Origin of the sequence: Actinocrinis sp. (assembly GCF_035653575.1) — a bacterium.
GTDB lineage: Bacteria > Actinomycetota > Actinomycetes > Streptomycetales > Catenulisporaceae > Actinocrinis.
The window spans coordinates 30,577-45,721 of the sequence record NZ_DASRBQ010000156.1 but is presented as its reverse complement, the minus strand read 5'-3'; the positions used below and the strand labels follow the sequence as shown (position 1 = coordinate 45,721).

General features: G+C 68.5%; 12 protein-coding genes and 1 pseudogene. 10 read left to right on the top strand and 3 right to left on the bottom strand.

Features of this window, described 5'->3' with window-relative positions:
• The first annotated feature begins 120 nt into the window (after positions 1-120).
• The 6 genes and pseudogenes from VFA06_RS21075 to VFA06_RS21055 all read left to right on the top strand — a co-directional run bounded on the left by VFA06_RS21075 (position 121) and on the right by VFA06_RS21055 (position 4,994).
• Complete coding sequence (locus VFA06_RS21075) at positions 121-1,698, top strand: acyl-CoA carboxylase subunit beta (RefSeq protein WP_324842383.1); 1,578 nt, start codon at positions 121-123, stop codon at positions 1,696-1,698.
• Complete coding sequence (locus VFA06_RS21070; protein WP_324842382.1) at positions 1,695-1,970, top strand: acyl-CoA carboxylase subunit epsilon; 276 nt, start codon at positions 1,695-1,697, stop codon at positions 1,968-1,970. The genes VFA06_RS21075 and VFA06_RS21070 overlap by 4 nt, the downstream gene beginning before the upstream one ends.
• A 104-nt stretch (positions 1,971-2,074) precedes the next feature.
• Positions 2,075-2,500: pseudogene (locus VFA06_RS26160) on the top strand (Maf family protein); the annotation flags it as partial.
• A 192-nt stretch (positions 2,501-2,692) separates the two neighbouring features.
• Positions 2,693-2,857: a Maf family protein gene (locus VFA06_RS26155; protein ID WP_414639941.1), complete on the top strand. Its 165-nt coding sequence runs from the start codon at positions 2,693-2,695 to the stop codon at positions 2,855-2,857.
• Between the two features lie 65 nt (positions 2,858-2,922).
• The gene (locus tag VFA06_RS21060; RefSeq protein WP_324842380.1) at positions 2,923-3,762 is read left to right on the top strand and encodes a polysaccharide deacetylase family protein; all 840 of its coding nucleotides are present in this window, start codon (positions 2,923-2,925) and stop codon (positions 3,760-3,762) included.
• 221 nt (positions 3,763-3,983) lie between these two features.
• Positions 3,984-4,994 carry a YncE family protein gene (locus VFA06_RS21055; RefSeq protein ID WP_324842379.1) on the top strand — a complete coding sequence of 337 codons (1,011 nt, stop codon included), beginning with the start codon at positions 3,984-3,986 and terminating at the stop codon, positions 4,992-4,994.
• 7 nt (positions 4,995-5,001) lie between these two features.
• On the opposite strand, the gene VFA06_RS21050 is transcribed toward VFA06_RS21055, so the two are convergent.
• Positions 5,002-6,576, bottom strand: a complete 1,575-nt coding sequence (locus tag VFA06_RS21050; protein ID WP_324842378.1) for a hypothetical protein — start codon at positions 6,574-6,576, stop codon at positions 5,002-5,004.
• A 78-nt stretch (positions 6,577-6,654) separates the two neighbouring features.
• Positions 6,655-7,329 (bottom strand): rhomboid family intramembrane serine protease, encoded by a 675-nt coding sequence (locus tag VFA06_RS21045; protein ID WP_324842377.1) that lies wholly within the window; start codon positions 7,327-7,329, stop codon positions 6,655-6,657.
• 274 nt (positions 7,330-7,603) lie between these two features.
• Between VFA06_RS21045 and VFA06_RS21040 the strand changes: the two genes are divergently transcribed.
• Complete coding sequence (locus VFA06_RS21040; protein ID WP_349260276.1) at positions 7,604-9,370, top strand: acetyl/propionyl/methylcrotonyl-CoA carboxylase subunit alpha; 1,767 nt, start codon at positions 7,604-7,606, stop codon at positions 9,368-9,370.
• Positions 9,371-9,509: 139 nt separating this feature from the next.
• Here VFA06_RS21040 and VFA06_RS21035 read toward each other — a convergent pair whose 3' ends face one another.
• The gene (locus tag VFA06_RS21035) at positions 9,510-10,919 is read right to left on the bottom strand and encodes an NAD(P)H-quinone dehydrogenase (RefSeq protein WP_324842375.1); all 1,410 of its coding nucleotides are present in this window, start codon (positions 10,917-10,919) and stop codon (positions 9,510-9,512) included.
• A gap of 329 nt (positions 10,920-11,248) precedes the next feature.
• Between VFA06_RS21035 and VFA06_RS21030 the strand changes: the two genes are divergently transcribed.
• Genes VFA06_RS21030 through VFA06_RS21020 form a run of 3 tightly spaced genes read left to right on the top strand, consistent with a single transcriptional unit; the run spans position 11,249 to position 15,135 of the window.
• The gene (locus tag VFA06_RS21030; RefSeq protein WP_324842374.1) at positions 11,249-12,598 is read left to right on the top strand and encodes an MFS transporter; all 1,350 of its coding nucleotides are present in this window, start codon (positions 11,249-11,251) and stop codon (positions 12,596-12,598) included.
• Positions 12,595-13,419 carry a purine-nucleoside phosphorylase gene (locus VFA06_RS21025; protein ID WP_324842373.1) on the top strand — a complete coding sequence of 275 codons (825 nt, stop codon included), beginning with the start codon at positions 12,595-12,597 and terminating at the stop codon, positions 13,417-13,419. The genes VFA06_RS21030 and VFA06_RS21025 overlap by 4 nt, the downstream gene beginning before the upstream one ends.
• Before the next feature lie 54 nt (positions 13,420-13,473).
• On the top strand, positions 13,474-15,135 hold the full coding sequence (locus tag VFA06_RS21020) for a phospho-sugar mutase (RefSeq protein ID WP_324842372.1): 1,662 nt from the start codon (positions 13,474-13,476) through the stop codon (positions 15,133-15,135).
• Positions 15,136-15,145: the final 10 nt, after the last annotated feature.

Below are 15,145 nucleotides of genomic sequence, written 5' to 3'. Positions count from 1 at the left end.
CTTCGAGCGTGCCGGAACGTGTTCGGTGCGTGCGCGAAGCGCTCATATAGATTGTCTCCAGCCCCCGGAGCGACCTGCTCGACCGGGAGGTACCGACCGTTCAGGGAGTGACGAGCGACGATGGCCGAAGAGATCGACATCCACACGACCGCGGGCAAGCTCGCCCTACTGCGTAGGCATCTCGACGAGGCGGTGAACGCCGGCTCCGAGAGTGCCGTGGAGAAGCAGCACGCCAAGGGCAAGCTGACCGCGCGTGAGCGCATCGAGCTGCTGCTCGACGAGGGCTCGTTTCAGGAGCTGGACGAGCTGGCCAGGCACCGGTCGACCAACTTCGGCATCGAGAAGAAGCGGCCGTACAGCGACGGCGTGGTCACCGGCTACGGCACCGTGGGCGGTCGCGCCGTGTGCGTGTTCTCTCAGGACTTCACCGTATTCGGCGGCTCGCTCGGCGAGGTGAACGGCGAGAAGATCGCCAAGGTGATGGACCTGGCGATGAAGATCGGCTGCCCGCTGGTCGGCTTCAACGACGGCGGCGGCGCGCGCATCCAGGAGGGTGTGGTCTCCCTCGGCGCCTTCGGCGAGATCTTCCGGCGCAACGTGCACGCCTCGGGCGTCGTCCCGCAGATCTCGCTGATCGTCGGCCCGGCGGCCGGCGGGGCGGTCTACTCCCCCGCGCTGACCGACTTTGTCGTGATGGTCGACAAGACCTCGAACATGTACATCACAGGCCCGGACGTGATCAAGACGGTGACCGGCGAGGACGTCGGCCACGAGGAGCTCGGTGGGGCGCACGCGCACAACACCAAGTCCGGGGTCGCGCACTACCAGGCCGCGGACGAGAAGGACGCGATCGAGTACGTCAAGGGTCTGCTCTCCTTCCTGCCCCAGAACAACCTGGAGGACCCGCCGGTCTTCGACGTGGACAACGACCTGTCTGAGAGCGAGCTCGACCTGGAGCTGAACACGCTGATCCCGGACTCGGCGAACCAGCCGTACGACATGCACCGGGTCATCGAGCACGTACTCGACGAGGGCGACTTCCTCGAGGTGCACCCTCTGTTCGCGCAGAACATCGTGGTCGGCTTCGGACGGGTCGAAGGCCACTCTGTCGGCATCGTGGCCAACCAGCCGATCATGAAGGCCGGCTGCCTCGACATCGACGCCTCGGAGAAGGCGGCCCGGTTCATCCGCACCTGTGACGCGTTCAACATCCCGATCCTGACCTTCGTGGACGTACCCGGCTTCGTGCCCGGTACCGACCAGGAGTGGGACGGCATCATCCGGCGCGGGGCGAAGCTGCTGTATGCGTACGCCGAGGCCACCGTGCCCATGATCACGGTCATCACGCGCAAGGCATACGGCGGTGCGTACGACGCGATGGGTTCCAAGCACCTCGGCGCGGATATCAACGTCGCGTGGCCGACAGCAGAGATCGCGGTGATGGGTGCGCCCGGCGCCGTAGACGTGCTTTACAAGCGCGACCTCGCGGCGGCCGAGGACCGGGCGACGATGCGCGCCGGTCTGATCACGGACTACGAAGACACGCTGATGAACCCGTACATCGCGGCGGAGCGCGGCTACGTGGACACCGTGATCGAGCCTTCGCAGACCCGCGCGTTCGTGACGCGGGCGCTGCGGACGCTGCGGACCAAGCGCGCGCAACTGCCGCCCAAGAAGCACGGAAACATCCCGCTGTGACGACGATCGGGGCCATGGTGACGAACGCGACTTCGGAAGCGAACGGCACGGAGAGCACGCAGGACGCGGCGCTGCTTAAGGTCGTGCGCGGCCAGCCGAGTCCGGAGGAGCTCGCGGCGCTGGTCGCGGTGATCGCGGGTCAGGCGGCCGGGGCGGTCGGCGAGCCGGCCGCGCCGCCGAAGCTCTCCGGCTGGACGGAGCGCTCGCGGAACATGCGCTGGCCCGGCAGGCCGTCCCCCGGCGGCTGGCGGGCCTCCGCACTCCCGCGCTGATTGCGCTGGCGCGTCGGGCGTTGAATCGTTGACGCGCCAGCCATGAGGACCTCGGCACGGCACGGCATCCGACCATCTGATCATCCGGCGACCGGAAAGCAGCGATCTTGAGACTCGTACTGGCCTCCCAGTCGCCCGCGCGACTGACCCTGTTACGCAACGCGGGCTTCGCGCCGGAGGCGATCGTCAGCGGCGTAGACGAGGACGCCTTCGACGCCACGAGCCCGGTCGAGTTGGCGCTGGTCCTGGCGCGGGCCAAGGCGCGCGCCGTGGCCAGGCGAGTGGAGCCGGGCGCGCTGGTGATCGGCTGTGACTCGGTGCTCGACCTGGACGGCAACGCGCTCGGGAAGCCGACCGATGCCGAGGACGCCATCAGGCGGTGGAAGACGATGCGGGGGCGGGAGGGCATTCTCGTCACGGGACACTGCCTGATCGACACCCGACCCACGGATGCTGACGCGGTCACTGACGCGGAGGCCACGCCTGAACAGGCTGCTTTGTCCACCGAGGATGCCAGTGCGGTCGAGAGCGACGGCGCAGGCGATGCCGGGGCCGGGGCTGACGGCAGTGGCGGCACCGGCAGCAGCAGCGGCGGTAGCGGTACGGGCGACCGAGGTGGTGACTGGCGCGAGGTCACCCGCGCTGGCGCGACACTGGTCCAGTTCGCCGACATCTCGGACGCCGAGATCGAGGCTTATGTCTCCACCGGCGAGCCGCTGAACGTGGCCGGAGCGTTCACGCTGGACGGGATCGGCGGATCGTTCGTCGAGTCGATCGGCGGCGATCCGTCGAACGTGATCGGTCTTTCGCTGCCGCTGCTGCGGCAGATGCTCGCCGAGTTCGGCATCTCGGTCGCCGATCTGTGGCCAGATCCCCTGAAGGGTTGATCGCTTCACTCTGTTAGCCGAAAGGGGCGATTACCTGCTGACTCCGCCTCACATAGGGTCGGTGCGTGAGTGTCCCGGAGGACGAGCCGTGGCGCATCCTGTCCTTGTCACGCAGGGACGCCTTGCGCGCAGCCTGGACGGCCTGTGCGGTCGCGGCTGCGACGGAAGGTTGCTCGTCGGCGGGCGGAGGGGGTCACGCAGCCAGCACCGGGCGGCCGGGGCCTTCCGCAACCTCCACGGCGTCGGGCACGGGTCCATCGGTCACCGTCTCCGCATCCGGGAGCGCGGTACCGCGTGCCGCCGTCGCTAACGGCGTCGCCCTTACGTTTCATGGCGACGGCACGCCGTCACTCGCTACCGCATTGCTCTCTGAGGCAGAGCGGGCCGGCGCGCGTGTCACGGTCCTAGCTGTCGGTCGGTGGCTTGGCACGTATCCACAGATGGCACGCCGAGTGCTTGACGGCGGCCATGAACTCGGCAATCACACCGAGCATCACATCAACATCGACGCGCTCAGCGCGGACGCCGCCTACGCAGAGATCGAGGACTGTGCGGCGCGGCTGCAGCAGTTGACCGGCTCGCGCGGCCGCTGGTTCCGCCCGTCGCAAGCCCAGCACGCGACGGCTACGGTCCGCGCGGCGGCAGTACGCGCCGGTTATCAGACGGTGCTCTCGTACGACCTCGACTCGCTCGACTACACCGATCCCGGCGCGGACGCGGTCGTGCACAACGTGCTGTCAGCGGTGCACGCCGGTGACGTGGTCTCCATGCACCTGGGCCACGCCGGGACCGTCACCGCGCTACCGGCGATCCTGGACGGCCTGCGCACGCGCGGCTTGCAGGCCGTCACGGCTTCCGAGCTCTTCCCGCAGCCCCTCTCGATCCCGGAGGTAGCACACCGGTGAACAGTCTCAGCCGACGCCAGGCTTTGTTGGGCGGCGCGGCCGTCGTGGCGGCAGGTGTGGTGGTCGGCGGCTGTGCGCTGTTCGGTTCGGGGACGAACGGCTCGGCGGCCAGCTCACACACGACGCAAGGCGCGGCGGCGGTCGGCACGCCGCGTCGGACCGGAAGCGGTGCCTCGCTGTCTCCGTCCCCGACGATTCAGCTTCGGTCGGGTCTCGCGGGCATGCCTGAATACAATCCCGAGGACCTTTACGCCGCCGATCGACCGAATCAGCTGTCCGACGCGGTGAAGGGCATGCCGTCGTACGTGTACGTACCGAACAGCAACTCGGACACGGTCTCAGTCATCGACCCGGCGACGTACAAGGTTGTGCGCACGGTACCGGTAGGGCATCAGCCTCAGCACGTCGTACCGAGCTGGGATCTGCAAACGCTGTGGGTGAACAACGACCTCGGTAACTCGCTCACGCCGATCAACCCGCGCACCGGTGCGTTCGGCAAGCCGGTGCCGGTGAATGACCCGTACAACCTCTACTTCACCCCGGATGGCAAGTCGGCCATGGTGATGGCGGAGGCGAACCGACAGATCGTGTTCCGTGACCCGCACACGATGGCGATCCAGGACATACTGCCGGTGCCGTGCGCAGGCGTGAACCACGCGGACTTCTCGCCGGATGGCACGTACTTCATCGCGTCATGCGAGTTCTCCGGCCAACTGCTCAAGGTGGACACGGCGGCGCACAAGCTGCTCGGGGTCGTCACGCTGAAGTCGGGCGCGATGCCGCAGGACGTGAAGATAGCTCCCGACGGCTCGGTCTGGTACGTCGCGGACATGGCGACGAATGGGCTGTGGACGCTCGACGGCGACAACTTCAAGGTGACCGGTTTCATCCACACCGGGCTCGGCGCGCATGGCTTGTATGTGAGCCGGGATTCCAAGTCGCTTTACGTGTCGAACCGTGGCGAGGGCTCGATCTCTGTGCTCGACTTCGCGACGCGCTCGGTGAAGGCGCTGTGGCGCATTCCGGGTAAGGCGAGCCCGGATATGGGCGGCGTGTCAGCGGACGGCACGGTGTTGTGGCTGACGGGGCGGTACAACGCGGAGGTGTACGCGATCTCGACGATCGACGGGCATCTCATCGCGCGTATCCCGGTGGGCAGCGGACCGCACGGTCTGTGCGTGTATCCGCAGCCCGGCCGGTACTCGCTCGGGCACACCGGGATCTTCCGGTAACGGCCGGTTAGCGAGCAGCGGCCGGTTCGTGATCGTCGCCCGGTACCGGTTCGGCTTCCGACTCGCTCGGCTCCGCTGAGGACTCCGACTCCGTTTCCGATTCCGGTTCCTCAGCCGACGCGGAGGCTTCGACCTCGGCTGGTTCCTCGGGCTCAGCCGGCTCCTCGGCCGCGGCTGGTTCCTCGGGCTCAGCCGGCTTCTCGGCTGCGGCTGGTTCTTCCGGTTCGGCCGATTCTTCCGGTTCGGCCGATTCTTCCGGCTCGGCGGGCTCTTCCGGCTCGGCGGGCTCCTGAGCCTCAACGGACTGCTGCGCCTTGACGGGCTCCTCCGGCTGATCCGCTGCGTCGGACTTGCCGTCTACGTCCTCGGTTGCGGGCTCGCTTTCGGCTTCCGGCTCGCTCTTCGCCCCGCCTGGTTCCGCGACCGCCACCGGTTCCGCTTCCGGTTCGGACTTCGACTCCAGTTCTTCGGCGAGCTCCGATTCCTCGACGACGGCCTCCCCAGCTTCGGCGACCTCGGCAGCCTCCACAACGTCCACGGCTTCGCCCGGCTGCGGCTCCCAGATCTCGGCTGACTCAGCCGGCTCGACCGGCTCGGTCGCCTGCATCGCGAACACCGGCGCCGCAGGCATCCCCTCGCGCTCTGCACGGATCGCCGCGCGTCGGTAGTAGCGCGCGCGGTACCGCGCCTTGTGGCGGCGCCTACCGATGATGTACAGCGCGATCAACCCAAGTGAGACGACGAGCGTCAGGCCAATCGTCCCCGCCGCTACCGCCTTCGAGTCCGTTACGAGCGAGGTGGTCGTCCGGTCAGGCTGCGCGTTGATCTCACCCGAGCCCTGGTGCACGGTCGTCGAGCCCGGCAGCGTGTAAGACCACAGGATCGTCGAGTACGTCCACGTCAGGGTCTCCGTCGAACCCGACCGATCGTCCGCGACCAGACCCGCGTTGACGAGCGCGTACTCGGCGTTCGCGAAGCCCTGCCCCGGGCCGACCTCGATGTGCACGCATGGGAACCGGTAGCCGGAACTGGCCACCATCGACAGGTTCGTCGAGGTCGCGTCTACGGGCCGAGTCACCTTGAGCTGCGCGAGATTCGCCGAGTCGATCTGCGGCGGCAGCATCGCCGTCGGGCCGAGCGTGTTGATCGGCAGCGCGCCGGTGTGGCCGGGGTCCTGCGACGTGCCGTTGATGCCCGGAAGGTCCAGGTCACCGCGCGGGCCCGGGACCGGCTGGCCGTTCGCGAGACAGCTCGCGCTCGCGGTGTTCGCGGGCGCGCTTGAGGCCGCCGGCTGTGGCGAGAACGTGGAGACGTAGCTGAACTGGGGCTGATCCGAGTGCTTCGGCGCGCTCGACTTCTTCACGCCCACCGGGACGATGGTCGAGCCGCCGGAGGTCGGGAACTGTGTGGTCGGCGGCGGTACCGGGAAGCTGAAACTCGGAAACGGATGCGACGGCCGGATAAGGAGGTCCGCCGAGCCGGACGCTGCCGAGGCCGCCGCCGGGAAGGCCAGCAGGGCGCAGGCGGCGACGGCGGCACCGCCCACCGCCAGCGCCGCCTTTGCGGGGGCGGTGCGGAACACGCGTGAGGGGTTTTTCGGGGGTATCGGCACGACTGGCGCCACTCCGGGTCGGGACTGAATCGGGACTAGGTAGGTGGGTCAGGCGGGTTCCGGCTCGTCGTCGAGTCGTCTACCGCGCCGCCACATCAGCACTGCGGCGAGAATCCCGGCAAGCAGGCCGCACAGATGCCCTTGCCAGGAGATGTGCATTGCAGTGACGGTCGCGGACGGGTACAGCAGAACGAGTGTCCACTGGTAGTAGACGAACACGGCGACACCCACCGCGATCTGCCAGACCCCCTGCCACAGCGAGCGGGCGAACAGGCCGCGCACCGCGACATAGCCGAGCAGTCCGAAGATCAGACCGCTCGCTCCGACAGTATCGCTGTTCGACGGCGAGACCAGCCACGTGCCGAGTCCGCCGACCACGATGATCATCGCGGCGGCGTACACGAACCGTTTGATGCCGCCAAGCGCGGCTAGGAAGGTCAGCAGCGCCAGTGGCGGCGTGTTGCTCTCGATGTGATCGAGGCCGAGGTGCAGGAACGGCGCGGTGATGATGTGCGGCAACGAGGGGATGCTGCGCGCGACGATGCCGTACTGAGCGTCAAGGCGGTATCCGTCGGCGGCGTTGAACGCCTGCACCACCCAGATCAGGGCGACGACGAAGACGGTGACCTCGGCCGCGACCCGCATTTCGGCCAGCATCGAGGCGCCCTGCGCCTTGAGCCGGTCCGTCCTGCTCGTCTCGAGCGAGCCGCCGGATATGGACACTCGCCGCCACCCTCCCCTAACGCGCCGATCGCGTCGTCTGCTTCGGTCTTCTCTTTCCGCACCGGGACGTCATTCGGCTTCGTACCTTACGTCCCCTGTGAGAAGAACCATAGCGCCCACCTCATTACAAGGAGACGCGTAATGCAGCAGGATTGGTTGTGGGCCGCATACAACAAGTGGCGGCACCTTCAGTAGTGATCCCTCCGGGCGGCGGCTTCTCACGCCTGCCTACACTCAAGGGGTCTTCTCGGAATTTGGGATGAGGGAGCCTGACGTGCGCAAGGTGCTGATCGCGAATCGTGGGGAGATCGCGGTACGGGTGGCGCGGGCGTGTCGGGATGTAGGCATCGGTTCGGTAGCGGTGTACGCGGCGCCGGATCGCGATGCGGTACACGTGCGGGTGGCGGATGAGGCGTTCGCGTTGGGGGGTGAGACCGCAGCGGAGTCGTATTTGTCGGTAGAAAAGGTGTTGGCGGCGGCGCGCGCCTCGGGGGCGGATGCGGTACACCCGGGGTACGGGTTTCTCTCCGAGAACGCGGCGTTCGCGCAGGCAGTGATCGACGCGGGGCTGGTGTGGATCGGTCCGCCGCCCGCGGCGATCGAGGCGTTGGGGGACAAGGTCTCGGCGCGGCACATCGCCGCACGGGTGGGGGCGCCGCTGGTGGCCGGCAGCAGCGAGCCGGTGTCCGGGGCCGACGAGGTGGTGGCGTTCGCGCGCGAGCACGGGCTGCCGGTGGCGATCAAGGCGGCATTCGGTGGCGGCGGGCGGGGGTTGAAGGTGGCCCGCACGCTTGAGGAGATCCCGGAGCTGTACGACTCCGCGGTACGCGAGGCGGTCGCGGCATTCGGGCGCGGTGAGTGTTTCGTGGAGCGGTACCTAGAGCGCCCGCGGCACGTGGAGACCCAGTGCCTGGCCGACACCCATGGCAACGTGGTGGTGGTCTCCACGCGGGACTGCTCGCTGCAGCGGCGGCACCAGAAGCTGGTGGAGGAGGCCCCGGCCCCGTTCCTGTCGGACGAGCAAGTCGAGCAGCTGTACTCGGCGTCGAAGGCGATCCTCAAAGAGGCCGGGTACGTGGGGGCGGGCACCTGCGAGTTCCTGGTGGGCCAGGACGGCACGATCTCGTTCCTGGAGGTCAACACCCGCCTGCAGGTCGAGCACCCGGTCAGTGAGCAGGTCACCGGGCTGGATCTGGTGGTCGAGCAGCTGCGCATCGCCGCCGGCGAGCCGCTGGGGTACGACGACCCGCAGGTGAGCGGGCACAGCATCGAGTTTCGGATCAATGGGGAGGATCCGGGCCGCTCCTTCCTGCCCGCCCCCGGCACGATCACCACGTGGCGCACCCCGCAGGGCCCGGGGGTGCGGGTGGACGCCGGGGTCGAGACCGGCAGCGTGGTGGGGCAGGCGTTCGACTCGCTGCTGGCCAAGCTGATCGTCACCGGCCGCGACCGCGCGCACGCCCTGGCCCGCGCCCGCCGCGCGCTGGCGGAGTTCGAGGTCGCGGGGCTGGCCACGGTGCTGCCCTTCCACCGCGCGGTGCTCGATGATCCGGCGTTCGCGCCAGCCGACCCCGCGCAGCCGTTCAGCGTGCACACCCGCTGGATCGAGACCGAGGCGCAGCTGGAGCTGCCCGCCTACGACGGGCCGATCGGCGAGGCGCCGGAGACGCAAGAGCGCCAGAGCGTGACGGTGGAGGTCGGCGGGCGGCGCCTGGAGGTGGTGCTGCCCGCTACGCTCGCCCCCGCACCAGGCGCGGGCGCCGGCGCCGTGCGGCGTGCAGCCCCGAAGCGCGCCGGCGGCGGCCGGGCGGCGGTCGCGGTGACCGGGGACGCGCTGACCTCCCCGATGCAGGGCACCATCGTCAAGGTCGCCGTGACCGAGGGCCAGCAGGTCGCCGCCGGGGACCTGGTCGTGGTGCTCGAGGCGATGAAGATGGAGCAGCCGCTGCTGGCACACAAGGCCGGCACCGTGGTCTCGCTGACCGCGCAGATCGGCACCGGCGTCACCGCCGGAGCGGTCCTGTGCGAGATCAAAGACTAAACCCACACAAAACAACCCGGCTCGGGCAGAACCGCACGTGAAATCCAGCCCGGAACCGGAATACCGATAGCGGCGCGGGCCGGGGCGAATTCCTATCGCCCCGGCCCGAAACTTTCACACGCCAAATCGCCGGTAACGGCTATTCCTCTTCCCTGTGCAGCCGGCGCGCCGCTTCCGCAATCGAACCGGACAGCGACGGATACACGGTGAACACCGAGGCGACCTGATCCACGGTCAGGTGCAGATCCACCGCCAGCGAAACCGGGTGAATCAGCTCGCTGGCGCGCGGAGAAACGATGACGCCGCCGAGGATGGTCCCGGAACCGGGGCGCGCGTAAAGCTTCACGAAGCCGTCGTGGAAGCCGAGCATCTTCGCCCGCGGGTTGGTGTCCAGCGGCAGCTTGACCACGTCGAACTTCGGATCGTCGCTCTCCGCATTGAACGTGGTGCGTCCGACCGTGGCGATCTCCGGCGCGGTGAAGATGTTCGAGGAGACCCGCTTGAGGTTGATCGGCCACACCGCCTCGCCGAGCGCGTGGTACACGGCGATGCGGCCCTGCATCGCGGCGACCGACGCGAGCGGGAGAACGCCTGTGCAGTCGCCGGCTGCGTAGACACCGGCCGCAGTGGTACGCGAGACACGGTCCACCAGGATGTGGCCGGAGGGCGTTCGCTCCACGCCGGCCGCGTCGAGGCCCAGGTCCTCGGTGTTAGGCAGCGAACCGACCGCCATAAGGCAGTGGGTGCCCTGTACCGTGCGGCCGTCTTCGAGCGTGACCGTGACGCGGTCACCTTCGCGTACCGCAGAGGCCGCGCGGGACCGGCTCAGTACCCTCATGCCGCGCCGCTGGAAGACCTCCTCGAGCACGCGCGCCGCGTCCTCGTCCTCGCCGGGCAGCACCCGGTCACGCGAGGAGACCAGCGTGACCTGTGAGCCCAGCGCCTGATAGGCGCCCGCGAACTCGGCCCCGGTCACGCCCGAGCCGACCACGATCAGGTCCTCGGGCAGTTCGTCGAGGTCGTAGAGCTGAGTCCACGTCAGGATCCGCTCACCGTCAGGCCGACCGGAGGGCAGTTCGCGAGGGCGCGCGCCGGTCGCGATGATGACCGCATCGGCGGCGACCTTCTCCACGATGCCCTTGCCGGCGCCATCGCCGGGCGTCACCACTTCGACCGTGGCGCCGCCGTCGGCCAACCGTCCGGCGCCGTGCACGACGGTCACGCCGGCCTTCGCCAGGCCCTCGGCGATGTCCTCGGACTGCTTCGCGGCTAGCGCCTTGACTCGCGCGTTGACCCGGGCCAGATCCACGCCCGTGACGCAGCGCGCCGCGTCGTCGCCGATCCGGACGCCGAGCTCCGGGGCGTCCTCGAAGGTGGTCATCACGTCGGCCGTCGCGATGAGGGTCTTGGACGGGACGCAGTCGGTGAGCACCGCCGCGCCTCCGATGCCGTCGCGGTCGACGATGGTCACCTCCGCGCCGAGCCGCGCGGCCACCAGCGCCGCCTCGTAACCGCCGGGTCCACCACCGATGATCGCAATTCGTGTCACAGGTTCAGTCTAATTGCCCCAGGTACCAGCGCTGTTGCCGTGTCCACAGGCTGCCTGGCCAGAGCCGTGAGCGGTCCGGATCCCCGAGAAATCCGATCGTGATCAGGCGAACCTGCGACCTACGGTGCGAACCGTGACGGACCCGACGCAGCCAGTGCCCTCGAGGACCTCACCCGACGGAATAACGCAGTCCACTTCGGCGCCAGAGGAAATACGTTGGCGCCCTGTCGGATGGCTTGGGTACCTTCAGAAGCAGTGTCTTACAAGGGCGCCGCAGTGTCTTAAGAGGCGCAGTCTTACAAGGGCGCGCGTCCGGGGAGCGGATAACCATGTCAACGTCAACGCCGAGTCGCTTTGGCGTGCTCCGCTACCGCAACTTCCGGTACTTACTCATCGACCGGTTCGTCGCGCCGTCGGCCTTCGCGTTCTCCGCGGTCGGCGTGTCCTTCGCCGTTCTCGCCAACACCGGATCAACCGCGGACCTCTCCTACGTGCTCGCCGCGCAGATCGCGCCGAACCTGGTGTTCGGGCCGCTCGGCGGAGTGATCGCCGACCGGATACCGCCGCAGTACGTCATCGCGTTCGCGAACCTGCTGGTCGCGCTGTGCGAGGGCACGCTCGGACTACTGGTGCTCACGCACTCGGCTCACCTTTGGCAGATGATCGCACTGGAAGCGGGCACCGGTACCGCGATCGCGATCTTCTACCCGGCCTCGCAGGGCTTGCTGCCCAAGTTGGTGCCGGAGTCCGAGCTCCAGCAGGCCAACGCCATCAGCCGACTGGTCATGAACGCGGCCATGATGGGCGGCGCCGCGATCGCCGGCTTCCTCGTCGCGGCCTCCGGTCCGGGCTGGGCCCTGGTCATCGACGCGATCGGCATGGCCGCGTCGGTCGCGCCGAACCTGCTGATCCGGGTCCGCGCCATCGAGCGCGCTCACAACCCGGGCATCTTCAGCGAGTTGCGCGAGGGCTGGGACGAGTTCCGGTCGCACACCTGGCTGTGGGGAATCGTCCTGCAGTACTCCGCGGTGCTGATGTGCTGGTACGGCTCGTTCAGCGTGCTCGGCCCCGCGGTGGCCAAGGCGCACTTGGGTGGCCCGGCCGCCTGGGGCACCATCATGGCCTTCGAATCGGTCGGCCTGATCGTCGGTGGATTCATCGCGCTGCGGTACACACCGCGGCGGCCGATGCTGTTCGTCGCGATGATCGGTGCGACGATCGCGCTGCCCTCGCTCGCCCTGGCGATGCTGTGGCCGGTGTGGCTGATCTGCGCGACCAGTTTCGGTGTGGGCATCGCGCTCGAGACGATGATGGTGCAGTGGTTCGTGGTGATGGCGCGTTACATCCCCGCGGACAAGCTGGCCCGGGTCTCGGCCTATGACGCGCTCGGCTCGGTCATGTCCATGCCGATCGGGGCGCTGCTGGCCGGTCCGATCGCAGCGGCGATTGGCGTGTCCAACACGCAGTACGCCGCGGCCGGCGTAATCGTCGCGGTGAGCCTGCTGACGCTGCTCTCGCGTGACATCCGTACACGGCGTAGCACCGACACACCGGTATCGGACGCACAAGTCGCCGAGCCGGCAGAGGTCGCCGTCGCCGTGAACATGGCCGACGTGCCCGCCGCGTCAACGACCGGACAGAGCGAGCTATCCGCAGCCGCTATATCGTCTGATGCGTGACGACACAGGCGATTGCAGAGTCGAACGCGGACCCGTACCAGGGCGCACAGGACGCCGCGAAGGCGCTGATCTCGAGGATCGGCGGCACGCCCGACGTGGCGCTGGTCCTCGGTTCAGGCTGGGTCCCGGCGGCTGACGCGCTCGGCGAGCCCGAGCACGAGTTCCCGGTCACCGAGCTGCCCGGGTTCACCATGGCCGAGGCCATCGGCCATGCCGGACGGATCCGGTCGGTCCGGCTGGCTTCCACGGGCAAGCTGGCGCTGGTTTTCCTCGGCCGCACGCACTTCTACGAGGGCCACGGCGTCGCGCGCGTCGTGCACGGGGTGCGTACGGCCGTGGCCGCCGGATGCTCGACGGTGGTCCTCACCAACGGCTGCGGCGGGGTGAATCCGGAGTACTCGGTGGGTCAGCCGGTGCTGATCAGCGATCACATCAACATGACCGCGACCTCGCCGATCGTCGGTGCCAACTTCGTCGACCTGACGGACCTCTACTCGTCGCGGTTGCGCGCGCTGTGCAAGGACGTCGATCCATCTCTCGCTGAGGGCGTGTACGTCCAGCTGACCGGCCCGCACTACGAGACACCTGCGGAGATCCGCATGGTGCGTACGCTCGGTGCTGATCTGGTGGGCATGTCGACGGCGCTTGAGGCGATCGCAGTGCGTGAGGCCGGGGCGGAGCTGTTGGGCATCTCGTTGGTGACCAACATGGCGGCGGGTATGACGGGGCAGCCGCTTAGCGCTCAGGAAGTCATCGAGACCGGTAACGCGTCGGCTGCGCGTATGGGCGTGCTGCTGCGCGACGTGCTCGGTCGCCTTTAGCTCCTAGAGCGCCCATAGCGACAAGCAAGACGGAAAGGCTCGAAAGGAGTCGCCGTGGAACGCCTGCTCTCACTCGCCCGCGCCTGGCTGGACGAGGATCCCGACCCGGAGACCCGCGAGGAGTTGCGCGCGCTGATCGAGGAGTGCGCCGACGCCGATGAGGGCGCCTGCGACACCTGCACCCAGCTCGCGGACCGCTTCTCCGGCACGCTCCAGTTCGGTACCGCCGGGCTGCGCGGCGAGCTGGGGGCCGGGCCGAATCGGATGAACCGCGTGGTGGTCAGCCGCGCTGCAGCGGGCCTCGCGCGCTATCTGCTGGACAACGGGCACGTGGAAGAGGCCGTCGTCATCGGCTATGACGCGCGGAAGAACTCTGATGTGTTCGCGCGCGACACGGCCGAGGTGCTTAGCGGTGTCGGGTTGCGACCGCTGGTGCTGCCGAGACCGCTGCCGACGCCGGTGCTCGCGTTCGCGATCCGGTACTTGGGCGCGTGTGCTGGCGTCATGGTGACCGCGAGTCACAATCCGCCGCGCGACAACGGGTACAAGGTCTACCTCGGCGACGGTTCGCAGATCACTCCCCCGGCCGATGAGCAGATCGCGGCGGCCATCGCGGCGGTCGGGCCGCTGGCCACGGTTCCGCGCGGCACGGAGTGGGAGACGCTGGACGACTCGATCGTCGATGCGTATCTCGATCGTGCGGTGCGTGTCCTGAGCCCGGTGGGCCCACGGGATCTGCGGGTTGTGTCGACCGCGCTGCACGGCGTCGGCGGTGCGGCACTCGCGGCTGCTTTCGAGCGCGCCGGGTTCGGTACGCCGATCGCCGTGCCTGAGCAGCAGGATCCGGATCCGACGTTCCACACGGTGGCCTTCCCGAATCCGGAAGAGCCTGGCGCGATCGACCTCGCGCTGGCGCTGGCACGGAAGTCCGGCGCCGATTTGGTGATCGCAAATGACCCGGATGCGGACCGTTGCGCTGTGGCGATTCCGCTCGGCACAGCTGACAGCGCGTCGGGTGCGGACGGCTGGCGGATGTTGCGCGGCGACGAGGTCGGGGCGCTGCTTGGCGCGTACCTCGCCGAACGCGGTGGCGCGCGCACATTCGCCACGACGATCGTTTCCTCCTCGCTGCTCGGAAAGATCGCGCAGCGGCACGGCATCGACTACCGCGAGACGCTCACCGGGTTCAAGTGGCTGACGAAGGTCGAGGACCTCTCGTACGCTTATGAGGAAGCACTCGGATACTGCGTCGATCCGGACGGCGTGCGCGACAAGGACGGCATCAGCGCGGCGCTGCTCATCGCCGAACTGGCGGCGACGCTGAAGGCGGACGGCCGCAGCTTCGAGAGCGAACTCGAGCGGCTGGCCACCGAGTACGGCCGGCATGCCACGGACCAGCTCTCGATCCGGGTCGACGAGTTGGACCAGATCGCGCGCATGATGGCCGCGCTGCGCTCTGCCCCGCCGAAGGAGCTGGCCGGCCTGGCGGTGACGCTGCTCGACGACCTGTCGCTCGGCTCGCCCGGCCTGCCGCCGACCGACGGACTGCGGCTTTCGCTCGACGGTGGCGCGCGCGTGGTAGTGCGTCCTTCAGGTACCGAACCGAAGCTCAAGTGCTACATCGAAGTCGTAACGCACGGTTCGGCGGCTGACGCGGCCGCACTGCTAGACGCGCTCAAGGGTGCACTGGCGGAACGGCTCAAGGCGACGGACTGAGGGCACTCAG

Excerpts from the sequence above, each read along its gene's own strand:
- VFA06_RS21030 (WP_324842374.1), top strand. The coding sequence starts at position 11,249 with ATGTCAACGTCAACGCCGAGTCGCTTTGGCGTGCTCCGCTACCGCAAC.
- VFA06_RS21075 (WP_324842383.1), top strand. The coding sequence starts at position 121 with ATGGCCGAAGAGATCGACATCCACACGACCGCGGGCAAGCTCGCCCTA.
- VFA06_RS21055 (WP_324842379.1), top strand. The coding sequence starts at position 3,984 with ATGCCTGAATACAATCCCGAGGACCTTTACGCCGCCGATCGACCGAAT.